This is a genomic window from Kitasatospora sp. Xyl93, assembly GCF_055383135.1.
The window spans coordinates 2,368,978-2,392,311 of the sequence record NZ_AP029185.1; the positions used below are offsets into that span (position 1 = coordinate 2,368,978).

Sequence of the window (23,334 nt, forward strand, 5' to 3'; positions counted from 1 at the left end):
GCCGTAGTGGTCATCGTAGCCGCTCGGGCGGCGCCTCCCGCACACCGGCCCGGACGGCCGGCGGCTCGGCGCCGAGTCGGGCGGCCACCCGGGCCGCCGTCGCGCCCGCCCGGTCGGTGGTGGTGGCCAGGCCGAGGGCGAGGACGGCGCCGCCGAGGCCGACCAGGATCCACCAGCCGGCGTGGCTGGCCGGGGCGAAGCCGGTCGCCACCGGCCCGGCCACGGCCGAGGTGACGACCGTGCCGATCACCGCCACGCCCAGCGACTGGCCGACCTGACGGCTGGTCGAGGCGACCGCGGCCGCCACGCCCGCCTGGGCGCGCGGCATCCCGGCGACGGCGGCGTTGGTGACCGGCGCGTTCACCAGGCCGAAGCCGAAGCCGAACAGCCCGTACGCGGCCAGCAGCAGCGCCGGCGGGGAGTCGGCGGCGAGCCGGGTGAGCAGCAGGCCGCTCGCGGCGAGGCCGAGCCCGGACGCGACCAGCGGCAGGCGCGGGCCCCGGCCGGCGACGATCCGCCCGGACAGCGGCGCGCAGACCAGCATCATCCCGGCCATCGGCAGCGTCCACAGGCCGGCCTCGACCGGGCCGTAGTGGCGGACGTCCTGGAGGTAGAGGGTGTTGAGGAAGAGGAAGCCGCCGAGCGCGGCGAAGGCGCAGACCGCGGTGACGGTGGCGCCGGTGAACGGCGCGCTGGCGAAGAACCGCGGGTCCACCAGCGGCTCGGCCACCCGCCGCTCCCAGAGCGGGAAGGCGGTCAGCGCGGCCACGGCGGTCGCGGCCAGGGTGAGGATCAGCGGGGAGGTCCAGCCGTTGGCCGGGCCCTCGATGATCGCGGCGGTGCCGCAGCCGAGCAGCACGATCATCAGCAGCTGCCCCACCGGGTCCAGTCGGCGCGGCCGGGGCGCGCGGGACTCCGGGACGTAGCGGGCGGTCAGCGCGATGGCGACGAGCGCCACCGGGACGTTGATCAGGAAGATCGACGGCCAGCCGGCGCTGTCCACCAGGAAGCCGCCGAGCAGCGGGCCGAGCGCCATCGAGATGCCGACCACGCCGCCCCAGACGCCGATCGCCCGGGCCCGTTCCTTCGGGTCGGTGAAGGTGTTGGCGATGATCGACATCGCCACCGGGTTGAGCATCGAGCCGCCCACCGCCTGGAGCGCCCGGAACGCCACCAGCCAGCCCAGGCCGGGCGCCTGGCTGCACAGCAGCGAGCCCAGCGCGAAGCAGACCAGGCCGGTCTGGAACACCCGGCGGCGGCCGAAGCGGTCGGCCACCGAGCCGAACAGCATCAGCAGCGAGGCCAGCACCAGGGTGTAGGCGGCGGTGATCCACTGCAGCCCGGACGCCGGGGCGTCCAGGTCGCGCTGGATCACCGGCAGGGCGATGTTCACCACGGTGTTGTCGAGGCCGACGATGAACAGGCTCAGGCAGCAGATCGCCAGGACGAGCAGGCGGTGGCGGCGCCCGGGGGCTGGCGCGGGCGCGGGCGCGGCGGCGGCGGCGCGGGACTGGGGGTCGGGCACGGACCGATCCTCCCACCGCGGGGCGGGCCGGGGCGGATGGGCGGCGCGTCCGGGTGGCGCGTCCGGGCGGCGCGTCCGGGTGGCGCGTCCGGGTGGCGCTCCCCTTACGGTGGCGGCGCCTGGACCGCGGTGAAGCGGACGGTCCGGGTGAGCGGGTCGGCCGTCGTCAGCCGGACGTCGATCACCCGGCCGAGCGGCAGCCCGCCGGCCGGTCCGTCGCAGCGGGCCCGGACGGCCGGGTCGCGCAGCTGGACGGTGCCGGAGCCGGGCCGCTTCCCGTCCACGTCGACGACCACCGCGGCGAAGTCCTCGCCCTCCCGGCCGGCCAGCAGCTCCGCCTCCACCAGGTCCACGCAGGCCCGTTCGACCTCTCCGGCGCGGCGGTCCCCGCTCGCCATCAGCGCCGGGAGCGCCGGCAGCGCCTCGCGCGCCCAGTCCGGCACGTCCTCCCCGGCCGCCACCGCCGCGCAGACCTCCTGGGCGAAGCGGTCGCCGAGCCGGCGCAGCGGCGCGGTGCAGTGCGCGTACGGGGCGGCGAGCGCGGCGTGGCCCGGCTCGGCGGGGGCGGGCAGGCCGCGGGACTCGTCGAAGGCGTGGTAGCCGGCGCCGCGCAGCAGACCCGTGCAGGCGTTGAGGAAGGCGGCGTTGAGCGGGACCTCCGGGTCCAGCGAGCGGATCAGCTCGGGGTACGGCACGGCCTGCGGCCAGTCGACGTCCAGCGCGGCGGCGATCCGGCGCAGCCGCTCGTACCCGGCGGCGGGCGCGGCGGGCAGGGTGCGCAGCAGGCCGACGCCGGCGTCCAGCATCAGCTCGGCCGCCGCCATGCCGGTGAGCAGGGAGATCTGGGCGTTCCAGCCGTCGGCGGGGCCGGGGGCGCGGTAGCCGAGGACGTAGCCGTGCAGGGTCTCCTCGACCTCCTGCTCCGGCACCGGCAGGCTGATGCCGCCGCGGGCGCGCTCCTGCTCCTCGCGCAGCCGTCCGACGGTGGCGAGCAGGCCGAGCTGCTCGTCGGCGCCGCCGACCGCCACCGCGCGCTCGACGGCGGCGTAGTCCAGGCGGCGGTGCGAGCGGACCAGGGCGCGGCGCAGGTCGGCCAGGACGACGGCGCCGTCGGCGTCCAGGTCGAGCTGCCAGAGCAGGGCGGGGCGGGGCTCGCCGGGCAGCAGGCTGGCGGCGTCCTCGGAGATCCGGGCGGGGTGCAGCGGGACCCGGTGGTCGGGGAAGTAGAGGGTCTCGACCCGGCGGCGGGCCTCGGTGTCGATCGCGCCGCCGGGGTGGACGAAGGCGGCGACGTCGGCGATCGCGTAGTGCACCCGGTAGCCGCCGCCGGGGCGGTGGGCGAGGTGCATGGCCTGGTCGAGGTCGCGGGAGCCGGGCGGGTCGACGGTGAACAGCGGCAGGTCGGTGGCGTCGTGCTCGGGCAGCCGGGGGCGCTCGGCCGCCTCCTCCGCCTCGGCGAGCACGGCCTGCGGCCACTCGGTGTGGATCTCCAGGCGGGTGCGGAGCTCGGCCAGCTCGGTGTTGATCCGGGCGGAGTCGGCGGCCTTGACGCGCAGTTTTCGGCGAGGCATGCCCGCCAGGGTAGAGCGGGACCGGGTGGTTCCGGACGGAGGCTCAACGCCCGGTGGGGACTTCGAACCGCGCCGCGCTGGTGCCCGGGCGCGCGGCGTCGGGCGCGGGAGGTGCGCGGCGTCGGGCGCGGCAGGTGCCCGGGCGCGCGGCGTCGGGCGCGGGAGGTGCGCGGGCGGGAGGTGCGGAAGGCGCGCGGCGGGGTGTGCGCGGCGGGCGCAGTAGGGTTGCCGGGTTCGTCCGCACACGTTGTTGAGGAGTCCGCTGTGCTGGTGCTTTTGCCGCCCTCGGAGGGCAAGGCCGGGTCCGGGGACGGCGGGCCGGTGGCCCTGGACCGGCTGTCGCTGCCCGGGCTGACGGCGGCGCGCGGCGCGGTGCTGGAGGCGCTGGTGGACCTGTGCCGGGGCGACGAGGACACCGCCGCCGAGGTGCTCGGCCTCTCCCCCGGCCTGCGCGGCGAGATCGCCAAGAACGCCGGGCTGCCGACGGCCGGCGCCCGCCCGGCGGGCGAGGTGTACACCGGGGTGCTGTTCGACAACCTCGGCCTGGCCACCCTGGACACCGCCGCGTACGACCGGGCGGAGCGCTCGCTGCTGATCTTCTCCGGTCTCTGGGGCGCCGTGCGGATCTCCGACCGGATCCCGTCCTACCGCTGCTCGATGGGCGTCAAGCTCCCGGGGCTGGGGGCGCTCGGGCCGTACTGGCGGAGCGCGACGGCCTCCGTGCTCCCCGAGGTCGCGGACGGGCTGGTGCTGGACCTGCGCAGCTCCGCCTACGCGGCGGCCTGGAAGCCGGCCGGCGAGGTGGCCGCCCGGACCGCGACCGTCCGGGTGCTCCAGGAGCGGAACGGCAAGCGCACCGTGGTCAGCCACTTCAACAAGGCGACCAAGGGGCGGATCGTCCGGGACCTGCTGGTCACCGGTGCCGAGCCGAAGACCCCGGGCGAGCTGATGGACGCCCTGCTGGAGCTGGGCCACCGGGTGGAGCCGGCGGCGGAGGGCACCGCCCGCAGGCCGTGGCAGCTGGACGTGGTGGTCACCGACGTGCACTGACCGGCTGCCCCGGCGGGGTCAGCGCAGGTGCGAGGTGTCGTTGAGCAGCCGCAGCGAGGCGTTGCCGTCCGCGTAGTACTGGACGGCGCAGACCGAGGCGGCGGCCAGCTCCATCCGGTACATCGAGTCCGGCGGGGCGCCGAGCGCCAGCCGGACCAGGGTCTTGATCGGGCTGACGTGCGAGACCACCAGCACGGTCTTCCCCGCGTACCGGGCGAGGATCTTGTCCCGGGCGACGCCGACCCGGTGGGTGAGCGCGGTGAAGCTCTCCCCGCCGCCGGTCGGCCTGGCCTTGGCGGAGCCCAGCCAGGCGGTCAGGTCGTCCGGGTACCGCTCCCGCACCTCGGCGAAGGTCAGGCCCTCCCAGTCGCCGAAGTCGACCTCGCGCAGCCCGTCCTCGTACCGGACCTCCAGGCCGAGCCGGGCGGCGACGGTCTCGGCGGTCTGCCGGGTGCGGCGCATCGGGGAGGCGACCACCGCCTGGACGCTGCCGCGCGCGGCCAGCGCCTCGGCGGCCCGCTCGGCCTGCCAGCGGCCCTTGTCGGAGAGCTCCGGGTCGGTGCCGCCGCTGCCGGAGAACCGCTTCTCCGGGGTGAGCGGGGTCTCGCCGTGGCGCAGCAGGACGAAGGTGGTCGGGGTGCCGAGGTCGGCCGGGGCGGCCCAGCCGGCCTTGGGGGCGGCGGTCTCCAGCGGGGGTTCCTCGACGGCGGCGGCCGGCTTGCGGGGCTCCCACGCGCGCCCGGCCTTGCCCGCGTCCATCGCCTCGTTGGCCAGCCGGTCGGCGTCCTTGTTCCGCTCGCGCGGGATCCAGGTGTACGTGACCCGGCCGCGCGGGAAGACGGTGCGCGCCTCGGCGGCGAGCGGCTGCATGCCGGGGTGCTTGATCTTCCAGCGCCCGGACATCTGCTCGACGACGAGCTTGGAGTCCATCCGGACGTCCACCGAGGCGTCCGGGTCCAGCTCGCGGGCCGCCTCGAGCCCGGCGATCAGACCCTTGTACTCGGCCACGTTGTTGGTGGCGTGGCCGATGAACCCGGCGGCCTCGGCGACGATCTGCCCGGTGTCCCCGTCCCGGACCACCGCGCCGTAGCCGGCCGGCCCCGGGTTGCCCCGGGACCCGCCGTCAGCCTCGACGATGAAGCGCGCCGTCACCGGCTCAGACGCCCGAGTCGGAGGTGCGGACCAGGATCCGCGAGCAGTTCTCGCAACGGACCACCTTGTCGGCCGGCTCGGCCTTGATGGCGTTCAGCTCGGTGATCGAGAACTCGGTGCGGCAGCCCTCGCAGCGGCGCTGGTAGAGGCGGGCCGCGCCGACGCCCCCCTGGGTCTCGCGCAGCTTGGCGTAGACCTTCAGCAGGTCGGCCGGGATGACGGCGGCGATGGTCTCGCGGTCGCGCCTGACCTTGTCGGCCTCCGCGTCGATCTCGGCGAAGGCGGCGTCGCGGCGGGCCTCGGCCTCCTTGAGCACGACGGTGGAGTGCTCCAGGCGGGCGGACAGCTCCTCGACCCGGGTGACGGCGCTCTCCTGGCGCTCCATGATCTCCAGCACGACCTCCTCCAGGTCGCCCTGGCGCTTGGCGAGCGAGCCGATCTCGTGCTGGAGGTTCTCCAGGTCCTTCGGCGAGGTGATCGCGCCGGAGTCCAGGCGCTGCTGGTTGCGGGCGGCACGGGAGCGGACCTGCTCGACGTCCTGCTCGGCCTTGGTCAGCTCGCGGGCGGTGTCGCCCTTCTGGGCCTCGGCGGCGACGACGAGGTCCTTGAGCGCGGTGTGGTCGGCGGTGGCCTTCTCGATCTCGGCGTGCTCGGGCAGGCTCCGGCGCCGGTGGGCCAGCTGGTCGAGCTTCGAGTCGATGGCCTGGAGGTCGAGCAGGCGGATCTGGTCGGCGGGCGCGGCGTTCAAGCGGGGAGCTCCTGTGAATCGGGTCAGGCGGTGAAGGACATGGGGGCGTGCGCGGTCCACGGGTCGGTGACCCGGTGGGAGACCTTGGTCTCCACGGTCCAGCCGCGCTTGTCGGCGGCGGCCCGCAGGGCCCGCTCGGCCAGGGTGAGCCAGGGCCACTCGGTGGCCCAGTGGGCGGCGTCGAGCAGCGCGACGGGAGCCGCCTCGGCGGCCTCGGAGGCCGGGTGGTGACGCAGGTCGGCGGTCAGGTAGGCGTCCACGCCGGCCGACCGGACGTCGGCGAAGAAGCTGTCGCCCGAGCCGCCGCACACCGCGACCCGGCTGACCAGCCGGTTCGGGTCGCCGGAGACGCGGACGCCGGCGGCGGTGGCCGGCAGGCCCTTCGCCACCTGGGCGGCGAAGGCGGAGAGGGTCAGCGGAGGCTCCAGCAGGCCGATCCGGCCGGTGCCGCGGCGGCCCAGCGGGTCGGTCGGGTCCGGTACCAGCGGGCCGGTCACCCGCAGGCCCACCGCTTCGGCGAGCGCGTCCGAGACGCCGGGGTCGGCGTGGTCGGCGTTGGTGTGGGCGACGTGCAGGGCGATGCCGTTGGTGATCAGCGTGTGCACCACCCGGCCCTTGAAGGTGGTGGCGGCGACGCTGGTGGTGCCGCGCAGGTAGAGGGGGTGGTGGGTGACCACGAGGTCGGCGCCCCACTCCACGGCCTCGTCGACGACCGCCTGGACGGGGTCGACGGCGAACAGGACGCGGCCGACCTCGGCCTGAGGGTCTCCGCAGACCAGGCCGACGGCGTCCCAGGACTCCGCCCACTGCGGCGGGTAGACCTCGTCGAGCGCGGTGATGACGTCGGACAGTTTCGGCACCTGTCGAGACTACCGTGCGCGCGGGGGCGGTCGGGCCTCGGCCGTTCGGCAGGCGGCCGGGGGATCCCTCGCGGCCGTTCGGACGGGGGAGCTGCGGACGTACGGGTGCGCGTCAACCCGCGGCGGGCGGCGCCCGGCCGGGCCCGCGCGTTCCGTACCCGGCCGCGCGCCGGGCGGCCGTTACTCACAGCAGGGTTCTCGCACGAATTCGAAACCACGCCTTGATCACCCTTATGAGTGAAGTGACCGGCTCTGCGTTGAGGCGCCGGTTGGCTCGAAAGTAACTTCACTCCTGCGAACGGGAGTTGCCCTGGCGGCAGCCACGACCAGGGGTCGGGCGGCCACCGCGCCGGGCCGGACGGGATCCGGCCGAGCGCTCCCGCCCCGGGGCGGCGCCGTCGCTCCCCCCGGGAGGTCCGATCAGGCCGGGCCGCCGACCGGGTGCCCCGAGCAGTGGGTACCCGGGCGGCGGCGGAGACGAAGGGATGTGGTGGCGGATGGGAGCGGGCACATCGCTGCGTACGGCCGGGCGCGGAGGAGCGGTGGGGCGCGGAGCGGGCGCGGAGGGTTCGTGGCCGAAGACGGCGCGGGCGGCCCTGTCCGGCGCCGGAGGCCGGGGAGACGGCGGCGGCTGGGACGTCACCGTCGGCGGCTTCTGGTGCACGGCCCGGCCGTCCGGGGCTCCGCCGCTGCCGGAGCGGGGGTGGCAGCTCCGGGTGAGCGCGGCGCCGGCGGCGGGCGAGGCGGTGCTCTCGGCGGTGGTCCGGGTGCTCGCCGCGGACCCGTGCGGCTTCCGGTTCGCCGCCGGGCAGGAGTGCCTGAGCGTGCTCGACTCCGGTACGGACGAGCCGGGTTCGACGGGCGCGTTCATCACCGTCCACCCGGCGGACGATGCCCAGTTCCAGCGGCTGGCGGCCGAGCTGGACCGGGCCACCGCCGGGCTGCCGGGGCCGGTGCTGCCCGCCGACCGGCCGTACCGGGCCGGGAGCCGGGTGCACTACCGGTACGGCGCGTTCGCGCCGCCGGCTGAGCCGGGCGACGACGGGGAGCACCGCCCGGTGCCACGCCGGCCGGGCGGGGAGCGGGGCGAGGACGCGCGCGGGAGGTCGTACCGGACGCCGGGGCGGGGTCGGCTTCCGTTCGGCGCTTCGGGTGCGGAGGCGGTTACGGCCGCGGGCGCGACGGCGGGCGCGACGGCCGGCCCGGGTACGGCCGCGGGCTCGGGCGCTGCCGCGGCCGCCACACGTCGGCGCCGGGGCGGAGCGCTGCCGGCCGGGCGGTACGCGGTGACCGCCGTCGTCCGGCAGTGCGCGCAGGGCGGGGTGTTCCTCGGCCGGGAGGCGTCGGGCGGCGCCGAGGTCGTGGTCAAGCAGGCCCGGGCGCACCCGGCGGCCGGCCGGGCCGGCGCCGACGCCCGCGACGCGCTGCGGCACGAGGCCGCCCTGCTGGCCCGGCTGGCGGGGCAGGGCGTGGCGCCGCGCGCCGTCGAACTGATCGAGCAGGAGGACTCCGTCTTCCTGGTGCAGGAACGAATCGCCGGGCAGCCCCTGGACGGCTGGGTGGCCGCCCGGCTGCGGCGCGACGACGGCCCGGGCGTCGACTGGGCCGAGGCCGGACCGGTGGCGCACGGCCTGCTCGACCTGGTCGAGCGGGTGCACGCCCAGCGGCTGGTACTGCGCGGCCTCTCCCCCGGCAACGTCATGGTCCGCCCGGACGGCACCCTGCGGCTGGTCGGCCTCGGCCTCGCCGTCGAGGCCGGACGGCCCGCCGGCCCGGCCGGCACCCCCGGCTACCGCGCCCCCGAGCACGGGCCCGGCCGGCTCGCCCCCGCCCGCAGCCGCGTCGCCGACCCGGCCGTCGACCTGTACGCGCTCGGCGGGCTGCTCTTCCTGCTGGCCACCGGCCACGACCCGCTGCTGCCGGAGGACCTCCCGCGGGCCCGTCCGGTCCCCGAACGCCTCGGCCGCTGGCTCGCCCTCGCGGCCCGCACCGGCGGGACGGCGCGCCGGCTGGCGCCGGTGGTCCTCGGGCTGCGGGCCGAGCAGCCGCGGCAGCGGTGGGGGACGGCCCGGGTACGGGCGGCGCTGCGCGAGGACTCCCCGGGCCGCACCGACGCCACCCGGCCCGGCGGCAACCCCGGCACCGCCTCCCGCTCCGACGCGGCGGGCCCGTCGGCCGTCCCGCCGCGGCCGCGGCTCGGCGGCCCCCGGCGCCGGCCGGCCCCCGCGCCACCGGCCGTACGCCGGTCCCCGTCCGACACCACCGGGGTGAGCGGAGCATGAACGTGGCCACCCGCACCATGACCCAGGCCCTGCGCCGGCTGGGCTTCGCCTTCGCCGCCGACGGCAGCCACGCCGCCTGCCTCGCCTCCTCCGCCGACAGCGGCTGGTACGTGGAGAGCTGGCGGCTGCCGCAGGACGGCGGTCCCGCCACGCCGACCGCCCTGCCGCTGCCCGGCAACCGCTCGGAGAGCCCGCGCTCACAGCTGGTCGCCCTGCCGGACGGCTCGGTGCTGGCCTGCCGGCACGACGGCGAGCGGCACGACCTGGTCCGCCTCCACCCCGGCGAGCACGGCACCGTGGAGCAGCCGTCGGGCTCGCTGCGGATGGCCGGGCTGCGGGTCCTGCCGCTCCCGGTCCGGGCCGGGGCCGGCCCGCGGACGCCGGTGGCGGTCGCGCTCGGCAGCGACACCCGCCCGGCGACCACCGTCTGGCTGGTGCGCGCGGACGGCAGCGAACCCGAGCAGATCGCCGAGCTCCCGGGGCTGCACGGCGGCGGCACCTGGCTGGACCGTACCGGGGCGCTGCTCGCGCTGGACCGGGTGCACGCGGGCCGGGTCCGCAGCGTGGTGCTCGACCTGCGCGGCGGCTCCGCCACCCCGCTGCTGGAGATCGGCCCGGACAGCAACGACCGCCTGGTGCTGTTCGACCCGGACAGCCGGTTCGCGATGGTGCGCAGCGACGCGCCCGGCACCGACCGGCTCGGCTGGGGCGTCCTCGGCGCCGGGGAGCCGCTGCGGTTCCCGGAGTGCCTGCACGTGGCGGGCATGCTCCTGCGGCCGGTCGCGCTGCGGGTGGCGGCGGACGGCCCGCGGGTCGCGGTGCAGATCGACCACGGCGCGGGCTCGGCGCTCGCCCTGTGGCGGCCCGCGGCCGGGCGGCTGGACCGGCTGCCGGTACCGCCCGGACGGCTCGGCGCGGTCGGGCACTGGGGCGAGGCGGGGCTGCGGCTGCCGTACTCCTCGCCCGACCACCCGACGGCGCTGGCCACCCTCGACGTGGACGCGCTGCTGGCGCACGGCCCGCTGCCGGCCGCCACCGGCCCGATGCCGCTGCCGCTGCAACTCGCGCCGCTGGCCTCGGGCTTGCCCGGCCCGTGGCGGGACACCGTGCCGCCCTGGCAGCCCGGCGGGGTGCGGCCGGTGAGGGCCGAGCCGCCCGGCTGGCGGCTGGACGGCAGCACCCCGCCCGGGGACGGCGGCCGCTGGCAGCCCGCGCAGAGCCTCGAACTGGCGGGCCCGGCCGGCCCGTTGGAGGCCGTGGTGTACGGCGGGGACACCTGGCTGAGCAGCCCGCACCTGGTGCTGGCGCTGCACGGCGGCCCGGCGGACGCCTGGCGGCTGGAGTTCGACCCGGCGCTGCAGCGGATGGCCGCCGAGGGGCTGGCGGTCGTCGCGCCGAACCAGCGCGGCTCCACCGGCTACGGCGTAGCGCACGCGCTGGCCATCCGGGGCGCCTGGGGCGGGCCCGACCTGGACGACGTCCTCCACCTGCTGGACGGCATCGCGGGCCAGCGCGCCGCTCTCGGCCTGGAGCCGCCGGCCCTCTTCGGGGTCAGCTACGGCGCCTTCCTGGCGCTGCTGGCGGCCGCGCACGCACCGGCCGAGCAGGTCGCCCGCTGCGCGGTGGTCGCGCCGTTCCTGTCCGGTGCCCGGCTGCTGGCCGAGGCGGCGCCGCCCGTGGGGGCGCTGACCACCCGGCTGGGCGGCGGCGAGCCGATCGCCGACGCCCGCGGACCGCGCGACGTGCTGCGGCTCGCGCACCGGCTGAGCGCGCCGCTGCTGGTGGTGCACGGCAACCGGGACGAGGTCGTGCCGGTGAGCCAGTCCCGGTCGCTGCGGCACGAGCTGCTGCGGATCGGCCGGGTCGAGGGCGAGGACTTCCGCTACGTGGAGGCGGCCGGCTCCGGGCACGAGGTGCTCGCCGACGAGGGCGCCGCCGTGCTGCACGAGCTGCTGGCCGCGTTCCTGCGGACCGGTCGGCCGGGCTGATCCGCCGCCCGCGGCCCCGGACGGTCGGCGCCCCGCTCGGCTGGGGCCCGGCGCGGCCCGGCGGAACGGCTGGGGCTCGGCGGCCCGGCTGGGGTCCGAACGGCCCGCACGGCTTGCTGGGCGATCCGGGTGAACTCTCCGCACCCGGGCGCCAGTTGCCGGCCCCGGTACGGACCGGCGCGTCCCCCGCCCCGGCCGTGGGTGCCGGGCGGGACGGCCTGCCGTCCGGGCGCTGCCGCGCGGGAGCCGGGCCGGGCGGAGTGCCGCCGCCGGCCCGCTGCCGGGCCCCCGACCACCCCGGGACTCGCGTGATGATCTCGATAGGATCTCGCCCGCCCCGGCCGTTATGGTGGCCGGGGCACGGGCCGTGATCACCGGCCCGGGCGCGTACCGAGCACCCGATCGGGGACCCGACCGTGCGCCACCGGCGCCGGCCGGGCGCCGATGACCCGCACCCTCCGCACGGAAAAGACGATTCTCATGTCCGACACCCTCACCGACACCACCGGACCCGCGGTCACCGGGACCGACGCCGACGAGAAGACGGCCAAGGTCACCGCGTCGCACGGCCGCCACCGCGGTGGCTCCGCCGCCGACGACCGCCCGGAGTCCGACCCGCACGGCCGCCACCGCGCGGCCGGCGCGCGGGGCTGACCGCACCGGCACCGGGGCCACCGGGGCACCGCAGAGCGGGCACCGCACCCGAGGGCCCGCCGGGAGAGTCCGTACTCTCCCGGCGGGCCCTCGGCGCATCCCTGCCCCCTGGCACCCCGGGCCGCGACGCGGAACCCGCGACCCGCGAGGCCCGGTCCGCCGTCAGTCCATCGTCACGACCGTCCGCAGCGCCTCGCCGCTGCGCATCTGCGCGATCGCCTCGTTGACGTCCGCGAGCCCCACCCGGTGGGTGACCATGCCGTCGAGGTCCACCCGCCCGGCCCGCCAGAGGTCCACGACCAGCCCGAGGGTGCGCGCCACCGTCGCCCCGCCGTACAGCGACGGCAGCAGGCGCTTCTCGTTGAAGAACAGCTCGCCCATGGTGAACTGCGCGAGGTCGTCCTGCGCGCCCGCGCCGATGACCACCACCGCGCCGCCGCGCCGGGCGGCCTCGTAGCCGGCCCGGACGGTGGACGCGCGGCCGACGGCCTCGAAGACGTGGTCGAAGCCGCCGCCGGGCAGCCTCTTGGCCACCGCCCTCAGCTCCTCGGGCGCGATCGCCTCGGTGGCGCCGAAGGCCAGGGCGCGCTCGCGGCGCGAGGCGACCGGGTCGACGACGGTGATCCGGGCGGCGCCGCAGACCCGGGCGCCCTGCACGGTGGCCACGCCGACCCCGCCCGCGCCGATCACCGCGACCGAGGCGCCGGGCTCGACCCGGGCGGTGTTCACCGCGGCGCCGATGCCCGTGGTCACCCCGCAGCCGATCAGCGCGGCGGCCTCGTACGGGAGGTCGGCGGGCACCTTGACGACGGCGTTCGCCGCGACCACGACCTCCTCGGCGAAGGCGCCGGTGCCGTAGAAGCCGGAGGCGTCCAGCCCACCCCCGGCGATCCGGAACCCGGGGGCGCCGAGGCCGCGCAGGCTGGCGACGCACAGGTGGCCGCGGTCCCGCCGGCAGTGGTCGCAGTGGCCGCAGGGGGCCATCCAGCAGAGCACCACGCGGTCGCCGACGGCGAGGCCGGTGACGCCCTCGCCGACCTCCACCACGTCCCCGGCACCTTCGTGCCCGGGAACGAACGGGGCGGGCTGCGGCAGCACGCCGCTCATCGCGGAGAGGTCCGAGTGGCAGAGGCTGGCGGCGCGCATCCGGACCCGTACGGTGCCCGGCCCGAAGCCCACGGCCGTCACGTCCTCGCGGACGTCGAGGGTCTCCTGGCCGGTCTTGTGCAGGACGGCTGCGCGCATGGTGCTGCTCCCGGGGTGCCTGGTGTGTTCCTCGGATCCGACGGTCGCGCCGATTCTGGCACGGGCGGCGCGGCGCGACTAGAACGCGTTCCACAACGTCCGACCGGCAGGACTGTACGAATCCGCTGTCCTTCCAGTGCCGGACCACGCCATGATCACCGACGTGTCGACACCTCCGCTGACGTCCCCGCCGACGTCCCCCGCGCAACCCGCACAGCCCGCAGAGTCCTCGGAGTCCGCCCACGGCGCGCCCTGCCCCCGCTGCGGTGAAGCGCTGACCGCCGATCCGCGCTTCACCGCCTGGTGCCCGGCCTGCGACTGGAACCTGGTCCCCGGCCAGGACGCCGCCCCCGGACCCACCCGGCGCGAGCGGGCCGCCGCCGCCCGCTCCGACCGGCTGTTCGAGGAACAGGCCGACGGCCGGCCCTCCCCCACCGCCCGCCGCGACTGGCTGCTGGCCTCCGCCGCCGCCGGCCTGGTCCACCTCCTCACCCTCACGCTGTTCTGCCTGGGTGCCTGGCTGCTCGTCACCGGCACCACCGTGCAGCGCTGCATCGGTGCGGTCGTCCTGGTGATCGACCTCGCGTTGCGGCCCCGGCTGGGCCGGGTGCCGCGCGACGAGACCGTCCTCGACCGCGCCGCGGCGCCGGCGCTGTACGGGCTGGCCGACCGGGTGGCCGCCGAGATCGGCGCCGCGCCGGCGCACGTCATCCTGGTCACCGACGACTTCAACGCCTCGTACGGGCTGGTCGGGCTGCGCCGCCGGCCGGTCCTCACGCTCGGCCTGCCGCTCTGGGAGACGCTGGACGACCGGCAGCGGATCGCCCTGCTCGGCCATGAGTTCGGCCACCACGTCAACGGCGACCACCGGCGCTCGTTCTGGCTGCACAGCGCGGTCTCGGCGCTCGCGGCCTGGTACGCCATGGCGCGGGGCGGCCGGGGCCGCGGCTGGGGGACGTCGGTCGAGTCCGGTGATCCGGGCCCGCGCTTCGACGGAACGCCGTTGCTGATCAAGCTCGGTGCGATCATCGGCATGGCCCTGATGCGGGCGGTCGCCTGGCTGATGTACCAGGGCCTGCTGCTGTTCGACCGGCTCACCTCCCGGGCCGGCCAGCAGGCCGAGTACCGCGCGGACGCCCTCGCCGTCCGGGTCGGCGGCAGCGAGGCGGCCCGCGGCATGCTCGCCGCGCTCATGCTGGGCGGGCCGGTGGGCACCGCCGTCGGCCGGATCCGCGCCGAGGAGCGCCGGCGTCCGCGCGTGGTCCGGCGCGGCCGGGGCCGCGGCGCCGGGCCGTCCGAGCAGGGCGCGAATCCGGTGCCGGCCGCCCCGGAGCTGCTCTGGGACCGGATGCGCGAGCACCTCGCGTCCGTCCCGGCGGCCGAACACGAGCGCCTGCTCCGGCTGAGCGCCCGCGACCGGGCCGCCGTGGACTCCTCCCACCCGCCGACCCACCTGCGGATCGCCCTGGTCGACCGCGCCGGGGCCCGGCCCGCCGCCGTCACGGCCACCGCCGCCGAGACCGGGGCGATCGCCGCCGAGCTGGCCCCGCACCGCACCCGGATCGCCACCGACCTGCTCGCCGGCTGAGCCCGTGCCGGACGGGAGGCCCGGCCGCGCGCTTCCGGCCGCCACGTCCGCGCGGCACCGGACGCCCGGCCGCGCCACGGGACCCCCGGGCCGTGGCCCGCGGCCTGGCACCGCGCGGCCCGGCACCGCGCGACCCGGCGCCACCGCCCCCGCTACCGTCGAGTAGGGTCCGTGCACGTCCGTCCCCCGCCCACCCCCGAGGAGCACCACATGTCCGACCTGCTGCTGAGCGCCGAACCGGCGCCCGAGGTGCTGGCGGCGTTCGAGGGGGCCACCGGTTTCATGCCGGTGGACGAGGGGCTCGCGCTGTACGCGGCGGCGGTGGCGGCGGCCCGGGCCACCGGCCTGCCGGTGCTGGAGATCGGCACCTACTGCGGCCGCTCGGCGATCCTGCTCGCGGCGGCGGCCCGGGAGGCCGGGACGGTCGCGCTGACCGTCGACCACCACCGCGGCTCGGAGGAGCAGCAGCCCGGCTGGGAGTACCACGACCCGACGCTGGTCGACCCCGAGGTCGGGCTGATGGACACCCTGCCGCGGTTCCGCCGCGCCCTGCACGCCGCCGGGCTGGAGGAGCACGTGGTGGCGCTGGTCGGCCGCTCGCCGCGGATCGCCGCGCTGTGGGGGCGCCCGCTGGGCCTGGTGTTCATCGACGGCGGCCACACCGACGAGCACGCGACCGGCGACTACGAGGGCTGGGTGCCGCACCTGGCGCCGGAGGGCCTGCTGGTGGTGCACGACGTCTTCCCGGACCCGGCGGACGGCGGCCAGGCCCCGTACCGGGTGTACCTGCGGGCGCTGGCCGAGGGCTTCGAGGAGGTCTCGGTGACCGGCTCCCTGCGCGTCCTGCGCCGCACCGCCCGGTAGCCCGTCCGGTCCCGCCGCCCCGCGCCGGTGCCCTAACGTCGTGCCGGGGCTGCCGGGCAGGGGTTCGAACGGTACGGTGGCGCGCAGCACCAGGCAGAGCATCGGCGGACGGTGGGGGCCAGCAGCGACATGACGGACCAGCAGAACAGCGCTCCGGCGGTCTGGGACCCCACCGCGCGCGGCGGCGCCGGCGGCTGGGTGCGCGGCCCGCAGCGTCCGGCCGACCCGCAGCCCGCCCCGGGCGCCCCGGCCCCCGCCGACCAGCCGGCCGCCGCGCCCCTGCCGCCCGCGACGCCGGAGTCCGCCGCCCGCCCCGGCCCGATGGCCCCGCCGCCCGCGCCCGGCGGCGTCGGCGACCAGGGCCCGCCGCTGGGCGCCCGCCCGTACCTGGCCGCCTCGCCCGGCTACGACCCGCCGACCGCCCGGCTGTTCCCCGGCGCCACCCCGCCGCCGCCGGCCGCCCCGCCCGCGGCCACGCCGTTCCCCTCCCACGCGGGCCCGCAGGCCCGGGCGCCGCAGCAGGCGCCCGGCCACGACTACCTCCTGCGGCCGCCCGCCGCCCCGCCGCAGCCCCCGTACGGCCGGCCCGACCATCCGACCGGCCCCGGGGACGAGGAGGACCGGCCGGCCAACCGCAGGGCCCCGCTGCTGATCGGCTTCGCGGTGCTCCTGGTGCTGGCGATCGGCGGCGGCCTGCTGTTCGCCGCCCGGAGCGGCGACGAGGAGGACCGGGCCGCTCCCGCCCCGACCGCCGCCCCGGCGACCGGCTCCGACAACCTGCCGCCCGCCCCCGCGCCCACGGGGACGGACGGCGCGCCGAGCGCCGCCGCGAGCGCGTCCGGCGCCCCCGCCGGCACGCCGTCCCCGACCGCGACCGGCCCCGGTCCGGGCGCCAAGGCCCAGGCCCAGGCGCTGGACAGCCTGCTCAGCGAGGGCGAGAACGCCAAGGCCCCGATCGGCAGCGCCGTCGCCAAGGTGACCAGCTGCCCGCCCAAGGCCGACATCGAGAGCGCCGCGCAGACCTTCGACAACGGCGCGACCCAGCGGGCCGCCCTGCTGACCAAGCTCTCCCAGCTGACCGTCACGGACGTGCCGGGCGGTGTCGACGCGGTGAACTCGCTGAAGTCCGCCTGGCAGCTGTCGGCCGACATCGACAAGGCGTACGCGACCTGGGCGCGCGCCGTCGCCGCCCAGGGCTGCACCGGCAGGGCCCCGGCCACCCCGGACAAGAAGCGCGCGGACGAGCTCAACCCGCAGGCCACCCAGGCGAAGACGGACTTCATGAACAAGTGGAACGCGATCGCGAAGAGCTACGGTCTCACTCCGCGCACCCAGGACAGGATCTGACCGACCCGTGACCGGTTCCGCCCCCCGACCGCCCCGCCGCTCCGCCCTGCTGCGCGCCACCACGGCCGCGGCCGTGGCCGTTCCGCTCTGCACCGCGGGCTGGTTCGGCTGGCGGGCCCTCGACCACTCCGATCCGGCGGGCGCCTCGGCGACCGCGACCGCGGCGGCCGCCCCGGCTGGCCCGGCCACGACGGCCCCGACGGCCACGGACCGACCGGGCCCCGCCGACGGGACGACCGCCCCGCCGCTCAGCCCTCCGGTCGCGCCGCCGCCGTCCACCGCGCCCGCCGCGGCGCAGACCCCGCCCGCCGGTGGCGCCGGCACCGCCACCAGCCTGGCCGGCCGCACCGTCCTGCTCGACCCCGGCCACAACCCGGGCAACTCCGCGCACACCGCCGAGATCAACCGTCGGGTGGACATCGGCAACGCCCGCAAGGAGTGCGACACCACCGGCACCGAGACCGACGCCGGCTACACCGAGGCCGAGTACACCCTGGACGTCTCCCGGCGGGCCCGCGCCATCCTGGCCTCCCGGGGCGCCACGGTGGTGCTGGTCCAGGACGGCGACCGCCCCTGGGGCCCGTGCATCGACCAGCGCGCCCGCGCGGGCGCCGACGCGCACGCCGACGTCGCGCTCTCGGTGCACGGGGACGGCGGCCCGGCGGCCGGCCGCGGGTTCCACGTGATCATGCCCGGCCGGGTGGTCGCCGGAAAGGCCGACACCACGGCGATCGTCGAACCCTCCCACCGGCTCGGCCTCCTGCTGCGCGACCGGTTCCGCGCCGCCACCGGCGAGCCGTACGCGGACTACGTCGCCGAGGACGGCCTGGACACCCGCTCCGACCTGGGCGGTCTCAACCTCTCCACCGTCCCCAAGGTGTTCATCGAGTGCGGTAACATGCGCAACTCGACGGACGCGCAACGGATGACGGACCCTCAGTGGCGCCAGCAGGCGGCCCAGGGGATCGCCGACGCACTGACCGCGTTCCTGACGACCCAAGAGAAGGCCGAAGAGCGACACGGGAGTTGAACCGCACACCCCCGGAGGACGACGCTCCGCCCGGACCGCACGGTTTGCAACGACTTCGCCCCATTCCCGGTCCCGCCGTGCACCGGCAGGACGGTTGGGCCTAGGCTTCTGGTCCGTTCGGGAGTTTCGGCCGGTCGGCCCGACCGCACGAATTACCGTCCACGACACGTCAACGAGGGGAACGTTAGTGAATCTGCGCGCTCTCACCAGGGGAGACGCCGCCGTCGCAGGCGCGGCCGTCCTGCTCTTCATCGCCTCCTTCCTGCCCTACCTGACCGCTGACTGCAGCGGCCGGTTCTGTGCGGACGCCTCAAAGAACGCGTGGAGCACGGACCTGTTCCCCGTCCTGCCCTCGATCTACCTGCTCGGCATCGTCGCCGCCGTGCTGATCCTGGTGCAGCGCTTCCAGGGCCAGGCCGCGACCAACCGTCAGGTGCTCGGTCTGCGGCTGGACCAGTGGGGCATCGCCTTCTCCGTCGCGGCGCTGTGGACCTCGGTCTGGTCGCTGGGCGCCAGCCCCTACGGTTCGAGCGTCAGCCACGGCTTCGGCGCCTGGCTCGGCTTCATCGCGCTGATCGTGCTGGCCGGCGCGGCCGCCGCGAGCCCCCTGGTGCCCGCCCTGAAGGCCCCGCTGGCCTCCGACCGCCCGGCGGCCGTCCCCGGCCAGTACGGCTACCCGGGCCAGCCCGGCCACCCGGGCGCGCCCGGCCAGTACGGCTACCCGGCCCAGGGCCAGGACCCGGCGTACGGCGCCGCCCAGGGCGGCTACGGCTACCCGGGCGCCGGCCAGCCGCAGCCCGGCCAGCCGGTCCAGGCCGCCCAGCCGCACGATGCCGCCGCCCCGGCCGCGCAGCAGGCTGCCGCCCCGGCGTCGGACTTCCAGCCGTTCTGGTTCGCCGTCCCGGCGCCGCGCCAGCTGGCCCCGAAGGACAACCCGGCCGGCGCCCCGGTCGGCGAGGTCGTGCCCGGTACCTGGTACCTGGCCGTCGAGCAGCGCGGCGCCGCGCTGGTCGCGCAGCTGCCGGACGGCAGCCAGGGCGTGCTGGCCGACACCACGGGCATCCAGCGCGGCTGACCTCCTCGGACGCACACCGCGAAGGGGCGGGACCGGTTCTCCGGTCCCGCCCCTTCCGTCCGTGCTCCCGGCTCAGCAGCAGTCCTGGACCACCAGCCCGGCGGGCAGCTGCTCCCCGCCGAAGACCGCGACCGTGGCCGGGTCCCCGCCGAGCGCGGCCACCGCGAGCAGCAGCGCCCCGGCCGTCCAGGTGGTGCGCTCCTCCGGCCAGATCGCGTCGTCCTCGAACACGTACCCGGTCCAGTACGAGCCGTCCTCGTGCCGCAGGTGCTTCTGGATCCAGCGCAGGATGTCCACCGCGCGGTCGGACTGGCCGATCGCCCAGAGCGCGAGGGCCAGCTCGGCGCTCTCCCCGCCGGTCACCCACGGGCGGTCGCTGACGCAGCGCACGCCGAGGCCGGGGACGACGAAGCGCTCCCAGTCCCGCTCGATCCGGGCCAGCGCCGCCTCGCCGCGCAGGCCGGTGCCGAGCACCGGGTAGTACCAGTCCATCGAGTAGCGGCCCTTGTCCAGGAACCGCTCGGGGTGGTGGGAGACGGCGTGCCCCAGCCGGCCGGCCGCGAGCTCCCAGTCGGGCTGCGGCTCCTCCAGGTACTCGGCGACGGCCAGGCCGCAGCGCAGCGCGTGCAGGATGCTGGACGAGCCGGTGAGCAGCGCCTCGTCGGTGGCGGCGCCGTCCTCGTCGACCCGCCAGGCGATCGGGCCGCCCGGCAGCCGCAGCCCGACGATGAAGTCCAGGGCGCGCCGGACGACCGGCCAGATCCACTCCAGGAAGGCGTCGTCGCCGGTGCTGAGGTGGTGGTGCCAGACCCCGACCGCGATGTACGCGCAGAAGTTGCTCTCCTTGGCCCGGTCGGTGACCACGCCGTCGGTGTAGGCCGCGTACCAGGAGCCGTCCGGGTTCTGGGTGGCGGCGAGCCAGCGGTAGGCGGCCTCGGCGGCGGCGTGCTCGCCGGCCGTGTCGAGGGCCATCGCCGCCTCGGTGTGGTCCCAGGGGTCGAGGTGGTGGCCGGCGAACCACGGGATGGCGCCGTCCGGGCGCTGCTCGGCCAGGATGCTGCGCACGGTGTCGGCGGCCTGCTCGGCGTCGAGCACCCCGTCGAGCAGCAGCACCTCGGGGACGGCGGCGGTCATGCCGCCCCGCCCGGCGCGCGGTTGGGCTTGGCGGCGTACGCCACGAAGCTCTTGCCGATCACCGGGTTGAGCGCCCGCTCGGCGGCCTTGGTGAGACTGCTGATCACCGGCGTGCCGACGATGTCCCAGACCAGCAGCTTGTGGTACGCCTTGACCGGCAGCGCCTTGTCGTTGTCCACGCCGACCGCGCACTTGATCCACCAGTACGGCGAGTGCAGCGCGTGCGCGTGGTGGGTGCCGTACGGCTCCAGGCCGGCGTCCTTGAGCTTGCCGAGCAGCTCGTCGCCCCGGTAGATCCGGATGTGGCCGCCCTCGACCTCGTGGTACTCGTCGGACAGCGCCCAGCAGATCTTCTCCGGCAGCCAGCGCGGCACGGTGACGGCGAGCAGGCCGCCCGGCTTGAGGACCCGGAACATCTCGTTGAGCACGCCCTTGTCGTCCGGGATGTGCTCCATCACCTCGGAGATGATGATCTTGTCGAAGTACTCGTCCTCGAACGGCAGCGCCAGCGCGTTGCCCTCCATCGCGACCGCCGACGCGCCCTCCGGGGCCTCACCGGCCTGCTCCATCGCCGCGAACCACTTCGTGACCTCGGCGATCTCCTCGGCGTTCTGGTCGAGGGCGATCACGTTGGCGCCGCGGCGGTAGCACTCGAACGCGTGCCGGCCCCCGCCGCAGCCCAGGTCGAGCACCCGGTCGCCGGGGGCGAGCGGGAAGCGCGAGAAATCGACGGTCAGCACTGCTGGACTCCCATTCCTATTGCTACCAAGCGTCCTTGACGCTTCGTCAGGCCTTCTTTCGGCACGTCGTGCTGCGCCGGACGGACCCGACCCGCCGTCACCGGCCGGGCGGCCGACCGGCGACCCGGCACCGCCTAGGCCACGTACCGCCAGCCCGGCCCCGAGCGGGCCCGGGCGCCGGCGCCGGTGGCGATCGCCGCCCGGTAGGCCTCGGCGGTCAGCTCGGCGGCCCGCTCCCAGGTGAACCGGGCGAGCACCCGCTGCCGTCCGGCCGCGCCGAGCCCGGCCCGCAGCTCCGGGTCGTCCAGCAGCCGGCCGAGCGCGGCGGCCAGTGCGTCCGCCTCCCCCGGCGGCACCGCCAGGCAGGTCTCCCCGTCCGGGCCGGCCACCTCGGGGATCGCCCCGCCGGTGGTGGCGACCAGCGGGGTGCCGGTGGCCATCGCCTCGGCGGCGGGCAGCGAGAAGCCCTCGTAGAGCGAGGGGACGCAGGCGACCTCGGCCGAGCGGTACAGGTCGACCAGCTCCCCGTCGGTCAGCCCGCTGCGGAACTCGATGTGCTCCGCCAGCCCGAAGCGGCGCACCGCCTTGGCCACCGGCCCGTCGTCCTTCTGCGGCTTGCCGACCACCACCAGGTGGGCGTCCCGCTCGGTGCGGACCTTGGCGAGCGCCTCGACCAGGAAGACCAGGCCCTTCAGCGGGACGTCCGCGCTGGAGGTGGTGACGATCCGGCCCGGGACGCGCGCGGTCCGCGCCGAGGGCGACCAGAGCCGGGTGTCGGCACCGACCGGGACCACCGAGATCGCGCCCGGCGCGACGCCCAGGTGCTCGGCGATCTCGCGCTGCGAAGTGCCGGAGACGGTGATCACGTGGTCCAGCCGGGCGGCGACCCGGCGCTGCATCCGGGTGAAGGCGTACCAGCGGCGCAGCGAGAGCCGCTTGACCCGGGTGGTGGCGGCGTCCAGCTCCAGCTGCCGGTCCACGGTGATCGGGTGGTGGATCGTGGTGACCAGCGGGAAGCCGTGCCGGGCCAGGCCGAGCAGGCCGTAGCCGAGGGTCTGGTTGTCGTGCACCACGTCGTAGCGGCCCTTGTGGGCGGCCAGGTACCGGCGGGCGCGCAGCGAGAAGGTGAGCGGCTCGGGGAAGCCGCCGGTGCGCATGGTGGCGAACTCCAGCAGGTCCACCGGGCCGCGGAACTCGCCGCGGGCCGGGGTGCGGAAGGGGTCGTCGGCGCGGTAGAGGTCCAGGCTGGGCAGCTCGACCAGGCGCACCGAGCCGGGGCCCTCGACCTCGTCCAGCACCGGGAAGGGCTGGGCGCCGATCACGTCCACGTGGTGACCGAGCCTGGCCAGCTCCCGGGAGAGGTGCCGTACGTACACGCCCTGACCGCCGCAGAAGGGGTCACCGCGGTACGACAGCAGGGCAATCCGCAGCGGCTGCGCGGTCATCCTGGGCCCTCTTCTCTAGCTGCTATCGGTGCTGCCGGTCGTGCTTCCGGTCGCTAAAGTAGATCAGGTTTCAGTGGCCGGGGAACTCGTCGTCGACCACGTGAACAATGAGAGACCTCGAAGATACCGGCCCGTAGCTTTACCTCAGGAGCCAGGGCCGGTGATTCCCACCACGCCGGATCCTGCCGACCATGTGGAGCACCCCGCCACTCTCGCCCGCCCGGGAGCACCCTTGCCGCCACTCTCTCCTCCGACGACGCCGCCGCTCTCCCCGCCCGGCGAGCCGCCGCTGACCGCACGCCAGGCCGAACGGCGCCGGCGCATCCTGCGGGCCGCCACCGCGCTGGCGGTGCGGGGCGGGTACGAGGCGGTGCAGATGCGGGAGGTCGCGGAGAGCGCGCAGGTCGCCCTCGGCACCCTCTACCGGTACTTCCCGTCCAAGGTGCACCTGCTGGTGGCGGTGATGCTGGAGCAGTTGCAGGGCCTCCACGAGCACATCCGGCGGCACCCGCCGACCGACCAGGAACCGGCCCCGCGGGTCGCCGACACCCTCACCCGGGCCTTCCACGCGCTGCAGCGCGAGCCGCTGCTGGCGGAGGCGATGGTCCGGGCGCTGTCCTTCGCGGACCGCTCGGTCGGGGCCGAGGTGGACCAGGTCAGCGTCGCCACCGGACAGCTCATCCTGGACGCGATCGGCCAGTCCGGACCGCCCACCGAGAGCCAGCGCGCGGCGGTGCGGGTGATCGAGCACACCTGGCACTCGGCGCTGGTCGCCTGGCTCTCCGGGCGCGCCTCGATCGCCGAGGTCCGGGCCGACCTGCACACCGCGGCCCGGCTGCTCACGCTGCCGTGAGCGGCCGGCCGGGCGCCGCCGACTGGAACCTGTTCCTGCCGTGGCCCGGGCCGCTCGGACGCTCCGGCGGCCGGCGGTTCCCTGGCGCGGCGGCCGGCTGTTCCCGGGCGGGGCGGCCGGCGGTTCCCGCGCGCGGCGGTGGCTGGACGGTCAGGCCGCTCCGGCGGCTGGACGCTCCCGGCG

19 protein-coding genes are annotated in these 23,334 nt (G+C 76.8%); 10 read left to right on the top strand and 9 right to left on the bottom strand.

Annotated elements, in window-relative coordinates:
- Positions 1-10: 10 nt before the first annotated feature.
- Together ACZ5GH_RS10335 and ACZ5GH_RS10340 are read right to left on the bottom strand one after the other, a co-directional pair.
- Positions 11-1,525, bottom strand: coding sequence for an MFS transporter (locus tag ACZ5GH_RS10335; RefSeq protein ID WP_464334020.1), 1,515 nt, complete (start codon positions 1,523-1,525; stop codon positions 11-13).
- A gap of 104 nt (positions 1,526-1,629) precedes the next feature.
- Positions 1,630-3,096: an RNB domain-containing ribonuclease gene (locus ACZ5GH_RS10340; RefSeq protein WP_464334021.1), complete on the bottom strand. Its 1,467-nt coding sequence runs from the start codon at positions 3,094-3,096 to the stop codon at positions 1,630-1,632.
- A 264-nt stretch (positions 3,097-3,360) separates the two neighbouring features.
- Here ACZ5GH_RS10340 and yaaA point away from each other — a divergent pair, with 264 nt between their 5' ends.
- Positions 3,361-4,146, top strand: a complete 786-nt coding sequence (gene yaaA / locus ACZ5GH_RS10345) for a peroxide stress protein YaaA (RefSeq protein WP_464334022.1) — start codon at positions 3,361-3,363, stop codon at positions 4,144-4,146.
- 18 nt (positions 4,147-4,164) lie between these two features.
- Here the strand turns inward: yaaA and ACZ5GH_RS10350 are convergent, their stop codons facing one another.
- The 3 genes from ACZ5GH_RS10350 to ACZ5GH_RS10360 are packed head-to-tail and all read right to left on the bottom strand — an operon-like array spanning position 4,165 to position 6,906.
- The gene (locus tag ACZ5GH_RS10350) at positions 4,165-5,298 is read right to left on the bottom strand and encodes a bifunctional RNase H/acid phosphatase (protein ID WP_387748668.1); all 1,134 of its coding nucleotides are present in this window, start codon (positions 5,296-5,298) and stop codon (positions 4,165-4,167) included.
- A 4-nt stretch (positions 5,299-5,302) separates the two neighbouring features.
- Positions 5,303-6,046 carry a zinc ribbon domain-containing protein gene (locus tag ACZ5GH_RS10355; protein ID WP_387748666.1) on the bottom strand — a complete coding sequence of 248 codons (744 nt, stop codon included), beginning with the start codon at positions 6,044-6,046 and terminating at the stop codon, positions 5,303-5,305.
- 23 nt (positions 6,047-6,069) lie between these two features.
- Positions 6,070-6,906, bottom strand: a complete 837-nt coding sequence (locus ACZ5GH_RS10360; protein WP_387748664.1) for a Nif3-like dinuclear metal center hexameric protein — start codon at positions 6,904-6,906, stop codon at positions 6,070-6,072.
- A 497-nt stretch (positions 6,907-7,403) separates the two neighbouring features.
- Between ACZ5GH_RS10360 and ACZ5GH_RS10365 the strand changes: the two genes are divergently transcribed.
- The 3 genes from ACZ5GH_RS10365 (at position 7,404) to ACZ5GH_RS10375 (ending at position 11,830) form a co-directional block, all read left to right on the top strand.
- Positions 7,404-9,188 (top strand): class III lanthionine synthetase LanKC N-terminal domain-containing protein, encoded by a 1,785-nt coding sequence (locus ACZ5GH_RS10365; protein ID WP_464334023.1) that lies wholly within the window; start codon positions 7,404-7,406, stop codon positions 9,186-9,188.
- The gene (locus ACZ5GH_RS10370; RefSeq protein WP_464334024.1) at positions 9,185-11,176 is read left to right on the top strand and encodes a S9 family peptidase; all 1,992 of its coding nucleotides are present in this window, start codon (positions 9,185-9,187) and stop codon (positions 11,174-11,176) included. Before ACZ5GH_RS10365 ends, ACZ5GH_RS10370 begins: the two co-directional genes overlap by 4 nt.
- Positions 11,177-11,656: 480 nt before the next feature.
- Positions 11,657-11,830: a hypothetical protein gene (locus tag ACZ5GH_RS10375; RefSeq protein WP_387748658.1), complete on the top strand. Its 174-nt coding sequence runs from the start codon at positions 11,657-11,659 to the stop codon at positions 11,828-11,830.
- A 162-nt stretch (positions 11,831-11,992) separates the two neighbouring features.
- Here the strand turns inward: ACZ5GH_RS10375 and ACZ5GH_RS10380 are convergent, their stop codons facing one another.
- On the bottom strand, positions 11,993-13,075 hold the full coding sequence (locus ACZ5GH_RS10380) for an alcohol dehydrogenase catalytic domain-containing protein (RefSeq protein ID WP_464334025.1): 1,083 nt from the start codon (positions 13,073-13,075) through the stop codon (positions 11,993-11,995).
- Between the two features lie 163 nt (positions 13,076-13,238).
- On the opposite strand from ACZ5GH_RS10380, the gene ACZ5GH_RS10385 reads away from it, so the two are divergent.
- The 5 genes from ACZ5GH_RS10385 (at position 13,239) to ACZ5GH_RS10405 (ending at position 18,979) form a co-directional block, all read left to right on the top strand.
- Complete coding sequence (locus ACZ5GH_RS10385; RefSeq protein ID WP_387748654.1) at positions 13,239-14,663, top strand: M48 family metalloprotease; 1,425 nt, start codon at positions 13,239-13,241, stop codon at positions 14,661-14,663.
- Positions 14,664-14,873: 210 nt separating this feature from the next.
- A complete protein-coding gene (locus ACZ5GH_RS10390) occupies positions 14,874-15,527 on the top strand; it encodes a class I SAM-dependent methyltransferase (protein WP_387749281.1) in 654 nt (217 codons plus the stop codon).
- Between the two features lie 129 nt (positions 15,528-15,656).
- On the top strand, positions 15,657-16,874 hold the full coding sequence (locus ACZ5GH_RS10395; protein WP_464334026.1) for a hypothetical protein: 1,218 nt from the start codon (positions 15,657-15,659) through the stop codon (positions 16,872-16,874).
- Between the two features lie 7 nt (positions 16,875-16,881).
- Positions 16,882-17,904: an N-acetylmuramoyl-L-alanine amidase gene (locus ACZ5GH_RS10400; protein WP_464334027.1), complete on the top strand. Its 1,023-nt coding sequence runs from the start codon at positions 16,882-16,884 to the stop codon at positions 17,902-17,904.
- Positions 17,905-18,091: 187 nt separating this feature from the next.
- On the top strand, positions 18,092-18,979 hold the full coding sequence (locus tag ACZ5GH_RS10405; protein ID WP_464334028.1) for a hypothetical protein: 888 nt from the start codon (positions 18,092-18,094) through the stop codon (positions 18,977-18,979).
- A 72-nt stretch (positions 18,980-19,051) separates the two neighbouring features.
- Here the strand turns inward: ACZ5GH_RS10405 and ACZ5GH_RS10410 are convergent, their stop codons facing one another.
- The 3 genes from ACZ5GH_RS10410 to ACZ5GH_RS10420 form a co-directional block, all read right to left on the bottom strand.
- Complete coding sequence (locus ACZ5GH_RS10410; protein WP_387748646.1) at positions 19,052-20,113, bottom strand: prenyltransferase/squalene oxidase repeat-containing protein; 1,062 nt, start codon at positions 20,111-20,113, stop codon at positions 19,052-19,054.
- Positions 20,110-20,853, bottom strand: a complete 744-nt coding sequence (locus tag ACZ5GH_RS10415) for a class I SAM-dependent methyltransferase (RefSeq protein WP_387748644.1) — start codon at positions 20,851-20,853, stop codon at positions 20,110-20,112. The genes ACZ5GH_RS10410 and ACZ5GH_RS10415 overlap by 4 nt, the downstream gene beginning before the upstream one ends.
- A 134-nt stretch (positions 20,854-20,987) precedes the next feature.
- On the bottom strand, positions 20,988-22,298 hold the full coding sequence (locus ACZ5GH_RS10420) for a glycosyltransferase family 4 protein (RefSeq protein ID WP_464334029.1): 1,311 nt from the start codon (positions 22,296-22,298) through the stop codon (positions 20,988-20,990).
- Positions 22,299-22,530: 232 nt separating this feature from the next.
- Here ACZ5GH_RS10420 and ACZ5GH_RS10425 point away from each other — a divergent pair, with 232 nt between their 5' ends.
- Positions 22,531-23,151 (top strand): TetR family transcriptional regulator, encoded by a 621-nt coding sequence (locus ACZ5GH_RS10425; protein WP_464334030.1) that lies wholly within the window; start codon positions 22,531-22,533, stop codon positions 23,149-23,151.
- The last annotated feature ends 183 nt before the right edge of the window (positions 23,152-23,334 follow it).

Excerpts from the sequence above, each read along its gene's own strand:
- ACZ5GH_RS10395 (WP_464334026.1), top strand. The coding sequence starts at position 15,657 with ATGACGGACCAGCAGAACAGCGCTCCGGCGGTCTGGGACCCCACCGCG.
- ACZ5GH_RS10420 (WP_464334029.1), bottom strand. The coding sequence starts at position 22,298 with ATGACCGCGCAGCCGCTGCGGATTGCCCTGCTGTCGTACCGCGGTGAC.
- ACZ5GH_RS10365 (WP_464334023.1), top strand. The coding sequence starts at position 7,404 with ATGGGAGCGGGCACATCGCTGCGTACGGCCGGGCGCGGAGGAGCGGTG.
- ACZ5GH_RS10340 (WP_464334021.1), bottom strand. The coding sequence starts at position 3,096 with ATGCCTCGCCGAAAACTGCGCGTCAAGGCCGCCGACTCCGCCCGGATC.
- ACZ5GH_RS10390 (WP_387749281.1), top strand. The coding sequence starts at position 14,874 with ATGTCCGACCTGCTGCTGAGCGCCGAACCGGCGCCCGAGGTGCTGGCG.
- ACZ5GH_RS10410 (WP_387748646.1), bottom strand. The coding sequence starts at position 20,113 with ATGACCGCCGCCGTCCCCGAGGTGCTGCTGCTCGACGGGGTGCTCGAC.
- ACZ5GH_RS10370 (WP_464334024.1), top strand. The coding sequence starts at position 9,185 with ATGAACGTGGCCACCCGCACCATGACCCAGGCCCTGCGCCGGCTGGGC.
- ACZ5GH_RS10375 (WP_387748658.1), top strand. The coding sequence starts at position 11,657 with ATGTCCGACACCCTCACCGACACCACCGGACCCGCGGTCACCGGGACC.
- ACZ5GH_RS10380 (WP_464334025.1), bottom strand. The coding sequence starts at position 13,075 with ATGCGCGCAGCCGTCCTGCACAAGACCGGCCAGGAGACCCTCGACGTC.